Genomic DNA, 17,071 nt, shown 5'->3' on the forward strand with positions numbered 1-17,071 from the left:
CATGCGTCCGTTGATCATCGCCGCCGCCGTCGCGACCCTGCTGTCAGCCTGTGGCCAGCCACAGGCCGCGACGACCAAGGTCGATCCGGCCTTCGGGGCCAAGGTGCGGGCCTATCTGCTGGCCAACCCGGAGGTGCTGGTCGAGGTCAGCAACGCCCTGAAGGTCAAACAGTCCCGCGAAGCCATCGGCGCCTACCGCCAGCAGCTCGAGCGCGACCCGCGCGACCACGTGCTGAACCCGTCCGGCAAGGTCACCGTCGTCGTGCTGTTCGACTACAACTGCGGCTACTGCAAGGTGATCGCGCCGGAAGTCCTCGAGCTCGCGCGCACCCATCCCCAGGTGCGGTTCGTCTTCAAGGACATGGTGATATTCGGCGAGACCAGCGCCTTCGCGGCCGCTGCCACGGCGCTGGCGAAGTCGCCTGCGCAGTACGTCGCCCTGCACCGGGCGTTCATGGCGGCCAAGCCGCTGAACACCCAGGTCGCCGAGCGGATCATGATCGCGCAGGGAATAGATCCGGCCGCCGCGCGCGCCGAGCAGGCCTCGGCGGAGCGCAAGCGCTACTTCCAGGACGTTCACGTCATCGCCGGCGGCCTGGGTATCGAAGGCACGCCGGCCTTCATCATCGGCGACACCCTGATCCCCGGCGCCGATCCCGAGGCGCTGAAGGCGGCGATCGCCGCCGAGCTGCGCAAGAAGGGCTAGATCACGCCCAGGCTGACGCCGTCGAGCGCCTCGCCGCTCCAGCCGGCGCGCGCTGACGCCAGCGCCGCCGCAGCCTCGGCCGGCTTGCCCAGCGCCGTCTGGGCGCGCGCGACGATCAGCAGGCTCATCGGGTCCTTCGGCCACTTGGCCAGAACGGCATTGGCCTCGACCAGCGCCTGGCCGGCCTCTCCCTTGGCCAGCAGGGCCGCCGCCACGCTGCGTCGGGCCGGATACCACCAGGTCGGCGGGTCGCCGCCGTCGCCGAACACCTTTGACTGGGTCTGCGCCGCCTTGCGATAGGCCGTGGCCGCGTCGCCGTAGCGGCCCTCCAGCATGGCTGCGCGCCCCAGCAGCGTCTGGCGCGCCACCGTCAGCATCGCCTTCACATAGGGCGAGGAGCGCTTGTAGGCCGCCATCTCCTTGCCGGTGATCGTCATCGCCGCCGCCTCTGCGAGCACGCCCTTCGCGTCGCCCTTGCGCGCCAGCGCCTCGCCGCGGCCATAGCGCCACATCGCCCGCACCAGCGGCGTCTCGTCGCCAGGTCCGGCCATCGCCAGCACCTTGTCCGGATCGCTGTACCGTCCCTCGGCGAACCACCGGGACGCGGCGCTGGCCTGCATCCAGGCCGATGACTTGAGATCGTCGGTCTTGAGGGTCGCGTACATGCCGGCGATGGTCAGCGCCGCCTCGCTGTCGCCGGCCATCATCGCGCCGCCGAGCGCGAACCGGACGTTGTGGCCGAAGTACGGGACCTCCCAGTCGTCCTCGACGCCGCCGACGGTCTTCATCCAGGCCTTGTCGACGGCGATCGCCGCCACATTCACGCGCCCGGCCTCGCGATAGCGTCCGACCCGATAAAAGGTGTGGGACGGCATGTGAATCAGGTGACTGGCGCCGGGCGCCAGCCCACCCAGGACGTCGGCGTAGCGCTCGGCCTTGCCCGCCTCGCCGATCCATTCGCTGGCGTGGATGTAGAAGTGGATCGCGCCGGTCTGGGTCGGGTTACGCCCCAGCACGGTTTCCAGCAGCCCGGCGGCCACCTTCACCCTCCCGGTCTTGCCGGTGTCCATCAGCGCTTCGGCGGTCAGCACCTGGATCGCGTCGTCATCGGGATAGGCTGTCGACAGGATCATCATCGCGTCGGCATAGGCGCCGTCGCCACCGCTCTTCAGATAGCGCCGCACCATGGCCGCGATCAGCCGCTGCTCGCGCCCGGTGACATTGGTCGCCAGCTGCTGCGCCTTGACCGCCAGGATGCCCGCGGCCGCCCGCTCTTCGGCCGAAATGCCGTAGTTGATCGTCGGCCCGGCCGCCATCGCCTGACCCCAGACGCACATGGCGCAGGTCGGATCCAGCCGCGCGGCCTCGGCGAAGGCCGCCTTGGCCGGTTCATGCGCGAAGGCCTGCGCCAGCTGGATGCCGTAGCTGAACCACTTCTGCGCCTCGGGACTGGCCGTGGTGATGGTGAAGCCGCCGTTGCCGAAGCCGGGCAGGAACTTCGGCGTCACCGGCGCGGCGGCGGTTGCGCCGCTCACACCGCCCGTCTCGCTGCACAGGGTGGATACCGCCGTAGCGTCGAGCATCGCCTCGTCCGCCGTCCAGGACGGCTGGGCCAGACTGACGACAAACCCGGCGACCGCTACGCCCGCGAACAGACCAATACGCATCAACGCCCCCTGTGCTGCCCGGGAGGCTATCGGCGCGGCGGGACGAGGGCAATCGGATCAAGGTCCGTTCCCGCGTCGCTGTCGCTAGGACTTCAGATCAGACCGGCCAGCGGCGAGCTGGGGTCAGCGTACATCCGGCGGCCCATACGGCCGGCCAGATAGGCCTCGCGCCCGGCGATGACGGCATGCTTCATCGCCCGCGCCATGCGGATTGGGTCCTTCGCCTCGGCGATGGCGGTGTTCATCAGGATCCCGTCGCAGCCCAGCTCCATGCCGATGGCCGCGTCCGAGGCTGTGCCGACTCCGGCGTCGACCAGCACCGGCACCTTCGACTGCTCGACGATCAGCCGGATGTTGACCCGGTTCTGGATGCCAAGCCCCGAGCCGATCGGCGCCCCCAGCGGCATGATAGCGGCCGCCCCGGCCTCCTCCAGCTTGCGGGCGTAGACGATGTCGTCGGTGCAGTAGACCATCACGTCAAAGCCCTCTTTGACGAGCAGTTTCAACGCCTTCAGCGTCTCTTCCATGTCTGGATAGAGGGTCTTGGGATCGCTCAGCACCTCCAGCTTGACCAGCGACCAGTCGCCCGCCTCCCGCGCCAGCCGCAGGGTCCGCACGGCCTCCTCGCCGGTGAAACAGCCCGCTGTGTTGGGCAGGTAAGTGAACCGGTCGGGCTTCACGAAGTCCATCAGCAGCGGCTGGCTGGGGTCGGAGATGTTCACCCGCCGCACGGCCACGGTGACGATCTCGGCCCCGGCGGCTTCGGCGGCTGCGGCGTTGGTGGCGTAGTCCTTGTACTTCCCCGTCCCGACGATCAGGCGCGAGGTGAAGGTGCGGCCGGCGACGGTCCAGGTATCGGCGGCAGGCGTGGCGAGCGTATCGGTCATGAGAGCGGTTTACGCCGTGCCGGGGCCGCCGAAAAGGACAGGCGAGCCCTCTGCACCGAATCTGCATGACAGCCGTTCGCCGCCTGCACCCCTTCCCCCGTTGACCCCGCGCACAGCGGGCGGAAGATGCCCCCATGACCCGTTCGATCCTGATCGTTGATGACGACCCCCACATCCGCCAGCTGCTGGCCTTCGCCCTGACCAAGGCGGGGCTGGAGGCGCGGGAGGCCGAGGACGGCGAGGCGGCGCTGGCCGCCGTGGCGGCCAACCCGCCGGACCTGGTGATTCTCGACATCAACATGCCGCGCCTGAACGGGCTGGAGGTCTGCCGCCGCCTGCGGGCGCAGGGCGACATGCCGATCCTGTTCCTGTCCTCGCGGGACGACGAGATCGACCGGGTGCTGGGCATCGAGCTCGGCGCCGACGACTATGTGGTCAAGCCGTTCAGCCCGCGCGAGGTGACCGCCCGCGTCCAGGCGATCCTGCGCCGCGCAGGCGGCCGTGAAGCGCCGCCCGTCGACACCGCCGGCGCCATCGTGCGCGGCCGCCTGACCCTCAACACCGAGGGCTGGACCGCCCTTTGGGACGATCGCGAGGCGGCGTTGACGGTCACCGAGTTCGGCATCCTGCGGACCCTCGCCTCGACCCCGACCAAGGTGTTCAGCCGCGACGCCATCATCGACCGGCTGCACGGGCCCGGCTTCGCCATCACCGACCGCACCATCGACAGCCATGTGCGCAACCTGCGCGGCAAGTTCACCGCCCTCGGCGGCCATGACGTGATCGAGACGCGCGCCGGGGTCGGCTACCGGCTTGGAGCCTGCGTCGGCCAGGCCGCGTGATCGCCCGGAGCAAGGCCCTGCTCAAACGCTACTGGCCGCGGCTGAAGCTGCGGACGATCCTGCTGACGGTGCTGCTGACCGTGGCCGCCATGCCGGTCGCCGGGGCGGTGTTCCTGCGCGTCTACGAGAACACCCTGGTGCGCCAGACCGAGGTCGAGCTCGTGTCACAGGGCGCGGCGCTGGCGGCGGCGGCGACGGCGCTGTGGCCCGGCGCGACGCCGCCGGCGACCCCGCTCAACAAGGCCACGCCCGGCTACTACACGCCGGAACGCACGACCATCGACCTCAGCGCCTCGCCCGTGCTGCCGTCCCGCCCGGCGGCCAGGCGCAGCGCCACCCCGCCTGACCCCGCTGCGGTCGCGGTCCTGCCGACCCTGCGTCCGGTGATCGACGAGACGACCCGCACCACCCTCGCCTCGGTGGTCGTCCTCGACCGCAACGGCATTGTCGTCCAGGGCCTGGGGCGCGGCGGCAGCCAGCGCGCCCTGCCGGAGGTCGCCGCCGCCCTCGAGGGCCGGACGCGAACCGTTCTGCGCCGCCAGTCGGACTATCGCCCGCGCTACTCGTTCGAATGGCTGAGCCGCGCCTCGGGCATCCGCCTGCACCATGCACGGCCCATCGTCGTGGACGGCAAGGTCGCCGGCGTGCTGCTGCTGTCCCGCTCGCCGCGCGCCCTGTTCAGCGGCCTGTATGAGGATCGTGGCAAGTTCCTGATCGGCCTCGCCGGCCTGATCCTGATCCTGATCCTGCTGTCGGGGCTGGTCTCGCGCGGCATCACCCGCCCGATCGTCGCCCTCAGTCGGGCCTCGCGCGACGTCGCCGCCGGCCAGGGCGCGATCCCAGAGACGCCGCAGACCGCCGCCGTCGAAATCCGACAGCTCTACGAGGACTTCCGCATGATGGCCGAGGCCATCGCCCGGCGGTCCCGCTACCTGCGCGACTTCGCCGCCGCCGTGAGCCATGAGTTCAAGACCCCGCTGGCCGGCATCGGCGGCGCCGTCGAGCTGCTGCAGGACCACGGCGGGGCGATGAGCGCCGAGGAGCGCGCACGGTTCCTCGCCAACATCTCGGCCGACAACACCCGCCTGGCCCAGCTGGTCACGCGCCTGCTCGATCTGGCGCGGGCAGACATGGCCCGGCCCGGCGCGGACGTCTCGGCCGATGTCGCCGCCACCGTCCACCGGGTCGCCGACGCCCAGGGCGGCGCGAAGCTGCAGATCGAAACCACCCTCGCCCCGCGGCTGCCGGCCGTCGCGGTGCCGGAAGAAGCCATCGAAACCGTCCTGACCGTTCTGCTGGAAAACGCGCGCCAGGCCGGAGCGGTCAAGGCGCTGGTGACGGCCAGCGTCAGTCCGGACGGCGTCTGCCTGACCGTCTCCGACGACGGGCCCGGCGTGGCGGAGGCGGACCGCGAGCGCCTGTTCGAGCCGTTCTTCACCAGTCGCCGGGCATCGGGCGGAACGGGTCTCGGCCTGCCGATCGCCCGCTCGCTGCTCGCCGCCAGCAGCGGCCGCATCTCGCTGACGCCGTCCGTTTCAGGCGCGCGATTCGAGGTGGTCCTGCCGCTGGCGGACGGCGCGGGCTGACGTCTGCACCGTTCGTCCACGGCCCCTGCGCCGAACCCGGCGCAGGCGGCCATACCCGCCGCACCGACCTGGTCGACGCTCTCCGGATCGCAAGGGGAGGATCTGACCATGTCAGCAGCAACCAACATCGACACCGGCTACGCCCTGGTCGTCCAGCCGGAGCAGAACCGCTGGGTCTGGGCCCTGATGGACTTGGACGCCGTCGTGACGGCCAGCGGGATCGCCGAGAACAAGGACAGCGCCTGGAAGTGCGGCGCGGTGGCGGCGGCGACATTCGCGGCCCTGCAACGGGGCCGTCGCCGGTCCGTCTGAGCGACGGGCGGCCGATTGCACTGGTCGCGGGCCGCGTCAGGGCGCATGATCGATCCTCACCGCGCCGTCCCCGGATCGTGGCGACCAGGAGCGCCGCGTGCCGCCGTCAGACAATCCGGAAGCCCCCAAAACACCGCCCAAGGGCCCCGGCTTCGGCTCGCGTCGAGGCAAGCGGTCGCTGAAGCTGCTGAAGACCCTGCGCGGCGACGGCGTGCTGCTGGCCGGCGACCGTAGCCTGGCGGTCAGCTACCAGCTCGACCTCTACGCCGACGGCGACCGAACGGTCGGCAGCGGCTCGGTCGACGCGGACTTCACGGGCCTGGCCGAAGATCTCGAGGGCACCGACGCCCAACTGACGCTGGAAGATGGATCGGTCATGGGCGTGACCCTCGAAACCGTCGAGGACGACGGCGCCGAGTTCCAGATCAAGCCCGAATAGTGAAGAGCGACATGCACTGACGTGCATGTCTCTGCTTGGCTACAGCCCGGCCAGGGCGCTGACGGTGACGTCGCCGACTTCGACCTTCACGCCCAGAAAGCGCATCTCGCCGCCGAGAAAGCTGATTTCCTCCATCGCGACGGACGGGCTGCGCTTCAGCAGGGCGGCGTCACGGTGAGTCAGGTGCAGGGTCAGGCCGGCCCGGTCGGCGCCCTTGTCGTCCGCGTCGGCGATGATCGCGCGCAGGGCGTTGATCGTGTCCTGCTTGGGCAGGGGACGGGGTTGGCTGCTCATGGTCTTCGCCTTTCTCCCCCGCAGCGCCATGAATGACGGCGCACTGATCGGGCAGGACGGCGGATGGGCGAGTCGCCGGCAGGGCTCATAACGGAGCGTCGTGCATCCTAGCACGAAGGGTTCCATGACAGGGGCACAAAAGAAAACGGGCCGGCGTGAGCCGACCCGTCGTCAGTAACAGAATGAAGCTGAAAGCCTCAGTCGGCCGACGTCAGCTGGCCAGCGGACGTCTTGCCGCTGCGCTGGTCGCGCTCGAGCTCATAGTTGAGCTTTTGACCTTCGTGGATGGAGCCGAGCGAGGAACGCTCGACCGCCGAGATGTGGACGAACACGTCGCCGCCGCCCGCGTCAGGCGCGATGAAGCCGAAGCCCTTGGTCGCGTTGAACCACTTAACAGTACCGGTAGCCATAGTTTGTAGCCTTGCAGACATAAATTTCAGCCCGCGAGATGCGGCTGCGTGATCAAATTCTCAGAGGTTTTGGAGGGCTACTTCAGGCGTCCCGAGTGGGATTTCCGAAACGGCTGGCCGCGCCAGATCGAACTTCGATGGCAGGGACGTCTCACGAAAACGGCAAAGCGGCAAGGAAATATTTGGCGAGCACAAAAGACTACGGTGCGAAAACTTTGCAGGAACGTCGCTTTTTCTGGAGCCCGATTGCGGTTGGCGGCGGGGTCGCCGCGGGCTAGCCTGAAGTTGAGTTGCCGGGAGGATCGCCGTGAAGTCGCTCAAGGTCTGGGCCGGACGGACTTTCTGGCTGCTGTACGCGGTAGTGTTTTTCGCCAGCCCCGTCACGGAAATACTCCGCTCGCCGGACCCGCTCGACGCGGCGATCGCCTACGCCATCCCGTTGCTGGCGATGCTGGCGATCTGGCTCACCCTGGCCTTCCTGTTCGGATTCCTTCAGTCCCGAATGCCGGCGCGCGCGTTCGTGGCGTTGAACTACACGCTGGCTGCGGTGATTGCCTTCGGCGTTCTGGTTATCTGGCGCGCAACCGAGCGCTTCGGAGGGCGCGACGGCCTGGTTGACGATAGCTGGACGGCAATCGTCACCGTTGCGCGGATGGATAATCCTGCCCTGGTGATCGCCGGCCTGGCCGCGCCGATCATCGGTTTCTACGGCCTGATCGCGGCGCTGTACGGCTCTGCCTGGCTGATCCGGACGCGCCTGGCAGGCGATGCGCGCGTGGCCGCCTATCTTGGCCTCGCGGCCCTGGTGGCCCTGGGCGTGCTGGTGGGGATGCCGGCGCTCGCCAATCATGCGGGCGGCAAGCCGTTCATCGACAGGAACCTGGCCTGGGTTCTTGTCCTCTGGCTCGGCATGGTCGTGCCTGCGGCCGGCGTCCTCGTAGCCTACCGACGGATCGGCGACGGCCGGTCCTGATCAGCCGCCGCCGATGAAGGTGACGATCTCGAAGCGGTCGCCGTCGTGAACCGGCGTGGCGGCATGCAGGCTGCGGGGCACGATCTCGAGGTTCCGCTCGACCGCGACCTTGCGGGTTTCGAGCCCCAGGGCGGCGACCAGCTCGGCGACATTGGCCACCGGCTCGAGCACCCGTTCCTCACCATTGATGTGCACGCGCATGACGCTGCGCTTGTGACCCCGGCCCAGCGAAGATACAAGGGCCGCCGAAACGACGGCGGGGCCTGATGGCGAAACCGATCCATGTGCTGAGCGGACCCAACCTCAATCTCCTGGGGGTTCGCGAGCCGGAGATCTACGGACGAGAGACGCTGGCCGATATACAGGCCCGCTGCGAAGCCCGGGCGAAAGGCCTCGGCTACTCGGTCGTGTTCCGGCAATCCAATCACGAGGGCGAACTGATCGACTGGGTCCAGCAGGCCCGGACGGAGGCGTCTGCGCTCGTGATCAACCCGGCGGGCTATGGTCACACTTCCGTGGCCCTGCTCGACGCGCTGAAGACTCTCGCTATACCGATCATCGAATGCCACCTGTCAAATCCGGCGGCGCGGGAGACGTTTCGCAGGAAGACCTATGTGTCGCTGGCGGCCACGGGAGTCGTGTCAGGCTTCGGCGGCAACAGCTATGAACTGGCGGTCGAGGCCGCCGCCGGCCTGATCGGCGCCCCCGGCGCCTCGGCCTGATCCGCAGACAAGGTAACGCTTCATGTCCAGTCCCAAGGCCGCTTCCGAGTCCGGCGATCCCCAGGCCATCGACACGCGCGTCGTGCGCAAGCTCGCCGACATCCTCAAGGATACCGGCCTGACCGAGATCGAGGTCGAGAGCGGCGGCCTGAAGATCCGCGTCGCCCGTGAGGTGACCGTCCAGCACATGGCCGCGCCGCTGACCCATCACGTCGCCGCCGCGCCGATGGCCGCCGCCCCGGCGCCCGTCGCCGCCGCTGCGCCGGTCGCGGAAGCCGCCGCCCCGACCGCGCCCGCGCACAACGGCGAGACCATCAAGTCCCCGATGGTCGGCACCATCTATCTGCAGGCGACGCCCGGCTCCGACCCGTTCATCAAGGTCGGCCAGACCGTGACCCAGGGCCAGACGCTGCTGATCGTCGAAGCCATGAAGACCATGAACCCGATCCCGGCTCCGAAGGCCGGCAAGATCGTCGAGATCCTGGTGTCTGACGCCCAGCCCGTCGAGTTCGGCGAGCCGCTGGTCATCATCGAGTAGGCCAGAGCCGTGTTCGACAAGATCCTGATCGCCAACCGGGGCGAAATCGCCCTGCGGGTGCACCGCGCCTGCAAGGAAATGGGCATCGCCACGGTGGCGGTCCATTCCGAGGCCGACGCCAACGGCATGTGGGTGCGGCTGGCCGACGAGAGCGTCTGCATCGGCCCGGCGCCCGCGGCCAAGAGCTACCTGAACATCCCCTCGATCATCGCCGCCTGCGAGATCACCGGGGCCCAGGCGGTTCACCCCGGCTACGGCTTCCTGTCGGAGAACGCGCGCTTCGCCGAGATCGTCGGCGCGCACGGCTTCACCTTCATCGGACCCAAGCCGGAACACATCCGGATGATGGGCGACAAGATCACCGCCAAGCAGGCCGTGATGGCCGCCGGCATCCCGGTCGTGCCGGGCTCCGAGGGCGCCCTGACGACCGAGGAGCAGGCCTTCGAGGCCGCCGACAAGATCGGCTTCCCGGTCCTGATCAAGGCCGCCGCCGGCGGCGGCGGCCGCGGCATGAAGGTGGCCGAGACCCGCGAGGACCTCTCCGAGGCCGTCGCCACCGCCCAGAGCGAGGCCCGCGCGGCCTTCGGCGACGACGCGGTCTACATGGAGCGCTACCTACAGACCCCGCGCCACATCGAGCTGCAGGTCATCGCCGACAGCTTCGGCAACGTGGTGCACCTGGGCGAGCGCGATTGTTCGCTGCAGCGCCGCCACCAGAAGGTGCTGGAAGAAGCCCCCTCCCCGGCCCTCAGCGCCGCCGAGCGCGTGGCCATCGGCAAGGTGGTTGTCGATGCGATCCGCGCCATCGGCTACCTCGGCGTCGGCACGATCGAGTTCCTCTGGGAAAAGGGCGAGTTCTTCTTCATCGAGATGAACACCCGCCTGCAGGTCGAACACCCGGTCACCGAGGCCATCACCGGCATCGACCTGGTCCGCGAACAGATCCGCATCGCCGCCGGCCTGCCCCTCAGCTTCACCCAGGACGACGTCGTGTTCGAAGGCCACGCCATCGAATGCCGGATCAACGCCGAGAACGCCCGCACGTTCGCGCCGTCCCCCGGCAAGATCCTCGACTTCCACGCCCCCGGCGGGCTCGGCGTGCGGCTCGATAGCGCCCTGTATTCCGGCTATTCGATCCCGCCCTACTACGACAGCCTGATCGGCAAGCTGATCGTCCACGGTCGCGACCGGGCCGAGTGCATCGCCCGCACCCAGCGCTGCCTGGGTGAAATGGTCGTCAGCGGCGTGGAGACCACCATCCCGCTGTTCCAGGACCTGTTGCAGCAGGAAGACATCCGCAACGGCGACTACAACATCCACTGGCTGGAGCAGTGGATCAAAGCCCAGGGATAGCTTGGCCCACGACGCGTTCGACATCGAAGAGCTCGTCGCCTGCTATCGCCGGGGCGTCTTTCCGATGGCCGACGCCCGCGAGGACGACCGCGTCTTCCTGATCGACCCCCAGCGGCGCGGCGTCATCCCGCTCAAGGGCTTCCATGTGGCGGCGAGACTCGCCCGGACGGTGCGCGCCGGCCGGTTCGACGTCAGCGTCGACACCGACTTCAGCGGCACGGTCGAGGCCTGTGCAATGGCCAGGCCCGGCCGCCCGGAGACCTGGATCAATCGCCCGATCCAGTCCCTCTACGAACGTCTGCACCGCAGCGGCCGCGCCCACAGCGTGGAGTGCCGGCTGGACGGCGTGCTGGTCGGCGGCCTCTACGGCGTGTCGCTGGGCGGGGCCTTCTTCGGCGAAAGCATGTTCAGCACCGCCCGCGACGCCAGCAAGGTGGCTCTGGTTCACCTGGTCGGTCGGCTGATCATCGGCGGCTACCGGCTGCTGGACGCGCAGTTCATGACCGATCATCTGGCGCAGTTCGGCGCGAAGGAAATGTCGCGGACGACGTATCGCCGGCTGCTGGCGGAGGCGCTCGAGGCGCCCGCCGACTTCTACCGCTTTGCGGAGTCCGGCCCGGACGCCCTGCAGGCGATCAGCCAGGCGTCATAGACCGGGTGCTGCAGGGGATTGAGCCCCGGCGATGAGGCGAACATCCAGCCCCGGAACACCTGCCTTGGCGGCGGCGGCGCACGGCCGGTCAGGGACTTCGGCTGGGAGTCGATGGTCATGTAGACCGCCGAGTCCGGCGAGGCCTCGTCCGGCGCGCTGGTCTCACAGGCGCGGACGGTGAAGACCAGGGTCTTGTAGCGGATCGGCTGGCCGATCGGCGCCTCGAAGCGCAGCGTCTCGGCCGTGACCTTGTCGATCGCCTGGATGATCGCCGCGCCGGAGCGGCTGCGGCGGGTCGGTTCGGCCGGCTTCTCGATCGCGGCGGCCTTGGGCTTGGTCGCGCTGGTGACCGGCTTTTCAGCGGCGGTCGGCGCGGGCTGCTGCTGCGGCGACGCCACGGGCGCGGGCGGCGCTTCTTCGGCCTCGGGCGTCTCCGGAACCGGCGCGGCGGCCGGGCCGCCAGGCGCGGGGGTCTGCTGCGCCTGGACGAGCCCGGCGGCGCCCGCAAGGGCGATCGCCGCCAGCAAGGGGAGCTTCAGCCTCATCCGCTGCTACTCGGGATTCCAGGGCAGGTAGTCACCCGTAGCCTTGTCGCGCTCGCCGCCCTGGGCGATTGAGCCCTTGGGCCGCCAGGCGTGGACAGTGCCGGTCAGGTTCGGACGGTGGTCCTTCTCCCAGGCGCGGCGCGGCAGCGGATGCGTCGTGGGCGGCTCGTCGAAGGTGTAGCGCAGCCAGCCGTGCCAATCGGGCGTGACCTTCGAGGCCTCAGCGTAGCCGTTGTAGATCACCCAGCGGCGCTTGCGGTCGTCGTAGCTGTCGCGGTTGTCCCGGGCCTCGTAGTAGCGGTTGCCCAGCTCGTCCTGGCCGATGAACACGCCGCGCCGGCCGATGTGGAACTTCTGGCCGATCGTGGCGCCGTTCCACCAGGTGAAGATTGCTTTGAGCACGCGAAAATCCGCTGAAGACAAGGTCTTGAGGTCGGCGGGACCATAGCTGCGCCGCCCTCCGGCGTCCAGCGCCGCCCGTGGCGTCGCCAACGCAACATCTTGTGGATGGGCGCCGTGCTACACGCCATATCTATTGCCCGCGACCCGACCGGACTTTAGCCTTGCGCGCAGGTGCGTGGGAGAGTCGGGTCAATGCGTTTCACCAGGCGGCTGGCGAAGGCCGCCCAGCCGGAAGTCGAGCTCCGCACGGTGGAGACCGCCGACTCCCTGACCGGCGTGCTGGCGCCGCGCGGCTGGACCAGCGCGCGGGTCGAGGCCTGGCTCGACTGGGCCGAAACCGTGGCCCCCTTCACAGCTCCGGGCGATGCCGACGGCGCGGCCCTGCTGGCGGGGGGACCGGCCCGGTTCGCCGCCCAGCTCGCCGCCAGAGCGGCCTCGGAGAAGGTTCTCGAGCGTCGCCCCGATGTTCTCGCCTTCGAAGCCGAGCTGACCGCCGCGATGGCCTCCGGCGCCGTCGCGTTCGGCCGGGGTGTTCAGGCGTTCCAGGCCGGCTCACCCCTCTCCGTCGAGGATCCAGCCTTCCGTCGCCTCGCCGACCGGTTCGCGGCGGACTGTCTGGGCCGGACTCTGGCCGGGCAAGCCGCGACGACGCTGGCCGAGCGGCTCAACGAGGTCTCGGACGCCGTGCGTCGGTGTGAAGGCGACGCCGCCGCCTGCGCCGATCCTGCAGGCAACCCTGCCCTCGCCCGCACCGCGCACCGCGCACGCCTGGCCGGCGCCGATGATGCGGCGATCGCCGACGCGATCGCCCTGGGCCTCGCGGGCGAGGACTCCGGGTCCGTGCAGATCGAGACGCCGCTCCAGCCCCTGCTGCTGGCCGTCGCCCCGGCGGGATCGGCCGACCCCGCCGCGACGCTCGCCTGGCGCACCGGACAGGTGGTGCTCGCGCGCGACGGCGAGACGGCGCAAGCGCTGCGGAACGGCGCGGCCGGCCCGCGCGCCGCCGTGGACGCCTTCCAGTTTACGGACGCCGACGACCTGACTGCCGCCGTCCGGGTCGCGGGTCTGGCGCTGAAACTGGCGTCCGACGACGGCGAGACTCCGCGCCTGACGCTGGCCGGCGTCGCCGAACGCCTGATGGCCGCCGGGCTCGCCTGGTCCTCGCCGGATGCGACCGCCGAAACCGTCGCGGTCTGGTCGATCGCCACCGCCGCCGCCCGGACCCTCGACGCCGAGACGCCCGGCCTGCCTGCGCTGGTTATCGCCTCCTTCGATGACCCCGACCTGTCGCTGAAGCTGGGCGGCGTCAGCCTCGGTTGCGCACCCTGCAACGGCGTGGTGCTCCATGCCGAGACCGCCGACGGCGAGATCGTGCCGGTGCTGTCCGAGGCGGCCCTGGGCGGCCTGGCCACCCTCGGCGCCGATCTGGATGCCGCGCGCCGCCATGCGCTCGGCGCGGGCAGCCTGGAGGACGCCCCCGGGATCGGCCATGCCGAACTGAACGCCCTCGGCCTGACCGACCATGAGATCTCCTCTGCGGAGAGCCGGCTGGCCTTCGTCAGCACCATCTCGCGGGCCTTCACCCCGGCGGTGATCGGCGCCGGCTTCGTCTGCGATGTGCTGGGCGCCCCGGCCGAGGCGCTGGAAGACCCGGCTTTCGACACCCTGGCCTTCGCCGGCTTTGACGCCGCGCAGATCGCGGCGGCCGGACGCCATGCCCTGGGCGCGGGCGGACTGGACGATCACGACGCGCTGGACGCCGCCCAGCGGGCGATCTTCGCCGCCCCGTCCCTCGCCGACCGGCTCGCCATGACCCTCGCTGTCGAGGGTGTCACCGACGCGGCCGGGGTGACGACGATCGCCCTGCCGTTCGAGGCCGGCCTGGCCGAGGCGCGCGCCGTACTCGCCGAAGCGCTGGACGCCGGCGTCGGCGCCGTGCGCCTGCAGCGCGCCGCCGCTCCGCTCGATTTCGCCCTGGCCCTGCCCGAACCCGAGACGCCGAAGGCCGCACGGCCCGAGACGATCATCGAAGAGCGGATCGTCGAACGCCGGGTGGAGGTCGAGGTCGAGCGCGCCCGCCGCAAGCTGCCCGACCGCCGCAAGGGCTACATCCAGAAGGCGGCCGTCGGCGGCCACAAGGTCTACCTGCACACCGGCGAGTATGACGACGGCGAGCTCGGCGAGATCTTCATCGACATGCACAAGGAAGGCGCCGCCTTCCGCAGCCTGATGAACAACTTCGCCATCTCGATCTCGATCGGCCTGCAATACGGCGTCCCGCTGGACGAGTTCGTCGACGCCTTCGTCTTCACCCGCTTCGAGCCGGCCGGGCCGGTAACGGGCAATGACTCGGTGAAATCGGCCACTTCAATCCTCGACTATGTATTCCGCGAACTGGGCGTCAGCTATCTGGGCCGCGATGACCTGGCCAACGCAGACGGCGAGGCTCTGAACGCCGACGGCCTTGGCCGCGGCAAGGCCGACGACGACGCGCTCGGCTTCCAGGAGGAGCCCCAGCCGGCCTCGAAGTTCATCTCGAAGGGCTTCGCGCGCGGCTCGGCCCCGGACAACCTCGTCTTCCTGCCGTTCGGCGGCCGCAAGGGCGAACTCTCCGACGAACTCCAGCAACGCGCCGCCGCCGTCTGCCCCGCCTGCGGAGACCTGGCGGTCATCGGCGGCGTGTGCGGCGCGTGCGGCGCGAGTTGAATGGTCGCTCGATGAAGATCCTTCAGACGCCCCCCTGGCTCGTATGCCTGTTGGGCCTCGGCTTGTGGCTGCTTACGCCGCTCGACCAACTGGACGCCTCGGGATCGGCATCAATGGCAGGCGCGATCGGATCCGCCGCGTATATCCTGTTCTTGATCGGCTGGTGCGACGCGGCCAGGAAGTTGTGCTTCCAGAGAAGTGGCGCCCGGCCAGGTCGCTGGATTGACTACGCGCGAAACGCTGCGGTGATCGGAATCGTAGTAAACACCATCATCGATATGGCGGAGATCGAATTGCCCGCTGGCACTGAGTCGCTTTTCGCGTTCGTCACCGTTTTTTCCGGATTCACCTTCCTCGTCGTGACCGCTCGCCAACTGGCGCTGATCACGTCTGAGCCCCGTCCCAATGAGCGAACCTTTTGGTTCTTCGCCGCGTTTATGTTTTTCCCGCTTTGCATCTGGTGGCTGAAGCGACGCCTGGATCTGCTCCACGCCGCCTGAGATCGTCGGCTGTGTCGGCAACCCGGTTCAACTGGTCTTAAGCTTGCGGCGTTAAGGGTGAATCCGGACCCTCGCAGAGAAGCCGTGCCGTCATGAGACCCTTCGCCGCCCTTGGCCTGCTGGCCCTTCTTGTCGCCGCACCGGCGCTCGCCCAGGACGCCGGCCAGATCGCGCGCGTCCAGCGCGGCCAGAGCTGCCCGCGCTGCAACCTGTTCCAGGCGGATCTGTCGAACCGTGAACTCAAGGGCCTGAACCTGTCCGGCTCGCGCCTGCGGCAGGCGGATCTCAGCCTCGCCATCATGAACCGAACCAGCTTCGCCGGCGCCGACCTGCGCGACGTGAACGCCTATGGCGGCGTGTTCTCCAGTGCGAGCTTCTCGCGGGCCAATCTGACCAACTCGACCTTCGTCGGCGCCTACCTCCAGGGCGCCAACTTCGCCGGCTCGACCCTGACCGGCGCGAACTTCTCCGGCGCCGAAATGAGCCAGGCCCGCGGCCTGACCCAGCGCCAGCTCAGCGCCGCCTGCGGCGACCCGGCGACGACCCTGCCGCCCGGCCTTCGCATACCGGCGTGTCGTTAAACCCAAGTCATTACCGCGATTTAAGTGGTCTTCCTCGTCGCGGCGCGGCAAACCCGATAGCGAACAGGCTCCTCCGAGCCGCAAGCCCCGACGGTCCATGACCCGTTTCGCGATCGCCTTCTCCAGCCTGATCCTGGCCAGCCTAGCGCTGGTCGGCCAGGCCAACGCCATGGTCGATGACCGTGACGTGGCGCGGCTGGTCTCCTTTGGCGGCAGCTGCGGCAAGTGTGATCTCTCCGGCCGTCGGCTGACCGGCGCCCGGTTCGCCGGCGCCAGCTTCGCCGACGCCCTGTTCGTCGGCTCCGACATGCGCGGCGCGACCTTCATCGGCTCCAGCTTCCAGCGGGCGCGCCTGAACAACGCGGACCTGCGCGGCGCGACCATGTCCGGCAGCGATTTCGCCGGCGCGGACTTCACCGGCGCCCGGCTGGACGGACTGGAAGCCCCGGCGGCCAACTTCATGCGGGCCAACTTCTCCGGCGCCAGCCTGACCGGGGCCGAGCTGCCCAGCGTGAACCTGATGTTCGCCAACCTGACCACGGCGCGGTTCGACGGCGCCGAACTGCCCCGCGCGAAGCTGCTGCATGTTCGGGGTGAGCGGGCCAGCTTCGCCAACGCCGAACTCGACGGCGCGGTGATCACCGGCTCCCGGTTCGACCGGGCTTCGTTCCGCGGCGCGTCGCTGGACCGGGCGGTGCTGACAGGCTCGGTGTTCGACGGCGCCGATTTCCGGGGGGCGAGCCTGGACGGGGCGATCCTCATCGACGCCAACCTCGGCGGCGCGCGCGGGCTCAGCCAGCATCAACTCGACGAGGCCTGCGGTGACGAGCGGACGAAGCTGCCGGCCGGTCTGAAGGTCCGGTCCTGCCGGCGGGCGATCCCGGTGCGGCCGCCGCATCCGCCAGCACCGCCGGCGCCGCCCGCGCCGCCTGCGGCCGCCGCCCGCGCCGCTGACG

The 17,071-nt window shown here is 69.6% G+C and carries 21 protein-coding genes; 14 read left to right on the forward strand and 7 right to left on the reverse strand.

Annotated elements, in window-relative coordinates; translation table 11 throughout:
• Nucleotide 1: 1 nt before the first annotated feature.
• The gene (locus AC3WJT_RS14450; RefSeq protein WP_492343824.1) at nucleotides 2-706 is read left to right on the forward strand and encodes a DsbA family protein; all 705 of its coding nucleotides are present in this window, start codon (nucleotides 2-4) and stop codon (nucleotides 704-706) included.
• Here AC3WJT_RS14450 and AC3WJT_RS14455 read toward each other — a convergent pair.
• A complete protein-coding gene (locus AC3WJT_RS14455; protein ID WP_492343825.1) occupies nucleotides 703-2,373 on the reverse strand; it encodes a tetratricopeptide repeat protein in 1,671 nt (556 codons plus the stop codon). The two genes, AC3WJT_RS14450 and AC3WJT_RS14455, sit on opposite strands and share 4 nt — an antisense overlap.
• Nucleotides 2,374-2,465: 92 nt before the next feature.
• Nucleotides 2,466-3,260, reverse strand: a complete 795-nt coding sequence (locus AC3WJT_RS14460) for a thiazole synthase (RefSeq protein WP_492343826.1) — start codon at nucleotides 3,258-3,260, stop codon at nucleotides 2,466-2,468.
• 134 nt (nucleotides 3,261-3,394) lie between these two features.
• On the opposite strand from AC3WJT_RS14460, the gene AC3WJT_RS14465 reads away from it, so the two are divergent.
• From AC3WJT_RS14465 to AC3WJT_RS14480, 4 genes are all read left to right on the forward strand, one after another.
• Complete coding sequence (locus AC3WJT_RS14465; protein WP_492343827.1) at nucleotides 3,395-4,102, forward strand: response regulator transcription factor; 708 nt, start codon at nucleotides 3,395-3,397, stop codon at nucleotides 4,100-4,102.
• Entirely contained in the window at nucleotides 4,099-5,688 is a 1,590-nt protein-coding gene (locus tag AC3WJT_RS14470) for a sensor histidine kinase (protein ID WP_492343828.1), read from the forward strand. The genes AC3WJT_RS14465 and AC3WJT_RS14470 overlap by 4 nt, the downstream gene beginning before the upstream one ends.
• 108 nt (nucleotides 5,689-5,796) lie before the next feature.
• A complete protein-coding gene (locus tag AC3WJT_RS14475; protein WP_492343829.1) occupies nucleotides 5,797-6,000 on the forward strand; it encodes a hypothetical protein in 204 nt (67 codons plus the stop codon).
• Nucleotides 6,001-6,097: 97 nt separating this feature from the next.
• The gene (locus tag AC3WJT_RS14480) at nucleotides 6,098-6,439 is read left to right on the forward strand and encodes a hypothetical protein (RefSeq protein ID WP_492343830.1); all 342 of its coding nucleotides are present in this window, start codon (nucleotides 6,098-6,100) and stop codon (nucleotides 6,437-6,439) included.
• A gap of 39 nt (nucleotides 6,440-6,478) precedes the next feature.
• Here AC3WJT_RS14480 and AC3WJT_RS14485 read toward each other — a convergent pair whose 3' ends face one another.
• Both AC3WJT_RS14485 and AC3WJT_RS14490 read right to left on the reverse strand, forming a co-directional pair.
• Complete coding sequence (locus AC3WJT_RS14485; RefSeq protein ID WP_492343831.1) at nucleotides 6,479-6,733, reverse strand: hypothetical protein; 255 nt, start codon at nucleotides 6,731-6,733, stop codon at nucleotides 6,479-6,481.
• A 197-nt stretch (nucleotides 6,734-6,930) separates the two neighbouring features.
• On the reverse strand, nucleotides 6,931-7,143 hold the full coding sequence (locus tag AC3WJT_RS14490; RefSeq protein ID WP_488900339.1) for a cold-shock protein: 213 nt from the start codon (nucleotides 7,141-7,143) through the stop codon (nucleotides 6,931-6,933).
• A 307-nt stretch (nucleotides 7,144-7,450) separates the two neighbouring features.
• Here AC3WJT_RS14490 and AC3WJT_RS14495 point away from each other — a divergent pair, with 307 nt between their 5' ends.
• A complete protein-coding gene (locus AC3WJT_RS14495) occupies nucleotides 7,451-8,116 on the forward strand; it encodes a hypothetical protein (RefSeq protein ID WP_492343832.1) in 666 nt (221 codons plus the stop codon).
• Here the strand turns inward: AC3WJT_RS14495 and thiS are convergent, their stop codons facing one another.
• Nucleotides 8,117-8,317 (reverse strand): sulfur carrier protein ThiS, encoded by a 201-nt coding sequence (gene thiS / locus AC3WJT_RS14500; protein WP_492343833.1) that lies wholly within the window; start codon nucleotides 8,315-8,317, stop codon nucleotides 8,117-8,119.
• A gap of 65 nt (nucleotides 8,318-8,382) precedes the next feature.
• Here thiS and AC3WJT_RS14505 point away from each other — a divergent pair, with 65 nt between their 5' ends.
• From AC3WJT_RS14505 to aat, 4 genes are read left to right on the forward strand one after another with little or no spacing between them, the layout of a single operon-like run.
• A complete protein-coding gene (locus tag AC3WJT_RS14505; protein ID WP_492343834.1) occupies nucleotides 8,383-8,838 on the forward strand; it encodes a type II 3-dehydroquinate dehydratase in 456 nt (151 codons plus the stop codon).
• 22 nt (nucleotides 8,839-8,860) lie between these two features.
• Nucleotides 8,861-9,376, forward strand: coding sequence for an acetyl-CoA carboxylase biotin carboxyl carrier protein (gene accB / locus AC3WJT_RS14510; protein WP_492343835.1), 516 nt, complete (start codon nucleotides 8,861-8,863; stop codon nucleotides 9,374-9,376).
• A gap of 9 nt (nucleotides 9,377-9,385) precedes the next feature.
• Entirely contained in the window at nucleotides 9,386-10,729 is a 1,344-nt protein-coding gene (gene accC / locus AC3WJT_RS14515) for an acetyl-CoA carboxylase biotin carboxylase subunit (protein WP_492343836.1), read from the forward strand.
• A gap of 1 nt (nucleotide 10,730) precedes the next feature.
• Nucleotides 10,731-11,381, forward strand: coding sequence for a leucyl/phenylalanyl-tRNA--protein transferase (gene aat, locus AC3WJT_RS14520; protein WP_492343837.1), 651 nt, complete (start codon nucleotides 10,731-10,733; stop codon nucleotides 11,379-11,381).
• Here the strand turns inward: aat and AC3WJT_RS14525 are convergent.
• Nucleotides 11,324-11,926, reverse strand: coding sequence for a DUF2155 domain-containing protein (locus AC3WJT_RS14525; RefSeq protein ID WP_492343838.1), 603 nt, complete (start codon nucleotides 11,924-11,926; stop codon nucleotides 11,324-11,326). The two genes, aat and AC3WJT_RS14525, sit on opposite strands and share 58 nt — an antisense overlap.
• A 6-nt stretch (nucleotides 11,927-11,932) precedes the next feature.
• Entirely contained in the window at nucleotides 11,933-12,328 is a 396-nt protein-coding gene (locus AC3WJT_RS14530) for an NADH:ubiquinone oxidoreductase subunit NDUFA12 (RefSeq protein WP_492343839.1), read from the reverse strand.
• Nucleotides 12,329-12,520: 192 nt separating this feature from the next.
• On the opposite strand from AC3WJT_RS14530, the gene AC3WJT_RS14535 reads away from it, so the two are divergent.
• The 4 genes from AC3WJT_RS14535 to AC3WJT_RS14550 form a co-directional block, all read left to right on the forward strand.
• Nucleotides 12,521-15,034 (forward strand): TSCPD domain-containing protein, encoded by a 2,514-nt coding sequence (locus AC3WJT_RS14535; RefSeq protein WP_492343840.1) that lies wholly within the window; start codon nucleotides 12,521-12,523, stop codon nucleotides 15,032-15,034.
• An 11-nt stretch (nucleotides 15,035-15,045) separates the two neighbouring features.
• On the forward strand, nucleotides 15,046-15,534 hold the full coding sequence (locus tag AC3WJT_RS14540; RefSeq protein WP_492343841.1) for a hypothetical protein: 489 nt from the start codon (nucleotides 15,046-15,048) through the stop codon (nucleotides 15,532-15,534).
• 92 nt (nucleotides 15,535-15,626) lie between these two features.
• Nucleotides 15,627-16,115: a pentapeptide repeat-containing protein gene (locus tag AC3WJT_RS14545; RefSeq protein WP_492343842.1), complete on the forward strand. Its 489-nt coding sequence runs from the start codon at nucleotides 15,627-15,629 to the stop codon at nucleotides 16,113-16,115.
• A 97-nt stretch (nucleotides 16,116-16,212) separates the two neighbouring features.
• The coding region (locus AC3WJT_RS14550; RefSeq protein WP_492343843.1) for a pentapeptide repeat-containing protein at nucleotides 16,213-17,071 on the forward strand (859 nt) is incomplete at its 3' end.

The sequence above is a fragment of the Caulobacter sp. FW305-C-30-S16 genome (genome assembly GCF_058783025.1).

What these genes read in the sequence shown, in the direction of transcription:
- AC3WJT_RS14535 (WP_492343840.1), top strand. Translation starts at nt 12,521, where the DNA reads ATGCGTTTCACCAGGCGGCTGGCGAAGGCCGCCCAGCCGGAAGTCGAG.
- AC3WJT_RS14505 (WP_492343834.1), top strand. Translation starts at nt 8,383, where the DNA reads ATGGCGAAACCGATCCATGTGCTGAGCGGACCCAACCTCAATCTCCTG.
- AC3WJT_RS14455 (WP_492343825.1), bottom strand. Translation starts at nt 2,373, where the DNA reads ATGCGTATTGGTCTGTTCGCGGGCGTAGCGGTCGCCGGGTTTGTCGTC.
- AC3WJT_RS14490 (WP_488900339.1), bottom strand. Translation starts at nt 7,143, where the DNA reads ATGGCTACCGGTACTGTTAAGTGGTTCAACGCGACCAAGGGCTTCGGC.
- AC3WJT_RS14450 (WP_492343824.1), top strand. Translation starts at nt 2, where the DNA reads ATGCGTCCGTTGATCATCGCCGCCGCCGTCGCGACCCTGCTGTCAGCC.
- AC3WJT_RS14540 (WP_492343841.1), top strand. Translation starts at nt 15,046, where the DNA reads ATGAAGATCCTTCAGACGCCCCCCTGGCTCGTATGCCTGTTGGGCCTC.
- thiS (WP_492343833.1), bottom strand. Translation starts at nt 8,317, where the DNA reads ATGCGCGTGCACATCAATGGTGAGGAACGGGTGCTCGAGCCGGTGGCC.
- AC3WJT_RS14485 (WP_492343831.1), bottom strand. Translation starts at nt 6,733, where the DNA reads ATGAGCAGCCAACCCCGTCCCCTGCCCAAGCAGGACACGATCAACGCC.
- AC3WJT_RS14475 (WP_492343829.1), top strand. Translation starts at nt 5,797, where the DNA reads ATGTCAGCAGCAACCAACATCGACACCGGCTACGCCCTGGTCGTCCAG.
- AC3WJT_RS14465 (WP_492343827.1), top strand. Translation starts at nt 3,395, where the DNA reads ATGACCCGTTCGATCCTGATCGTTGATGACGACCCCCACATCCGCCAG.
- accB (WP_492343835.1), top strand. Translation starts at nt 8,861, where the DNA reads ATGTCCAGTCCCAAGGCCGCTTCCGAGTCCGGCGATCCCCAGGCCATC.
- AC3WJT_RS14460 (WP_492343826.1), bottom strand. Translation starts at nt 3,260, where the DNA reads ATGACCGATACGCTCGCCACGCCTGCCGCCGATACCTGGACCGTCGCC.
- AC3WJT_RS14545 (WP_492343842.1), top strand. Translation starts at nt 15,627, where the DNA reads ATGAGACCCTTCGCCGCCCTTGGCCTGCTGGCCCTTCTTGTCGCCGCA.
- AC3WJT_RS14525 (WP_492343838.1), bottom strand. Translation starts at nt 11,926, where the DNA reads ATGAGGCTGAAGCTCCCCTTGCTGGCGGCGATCGCCCTTGCGGGCGCC.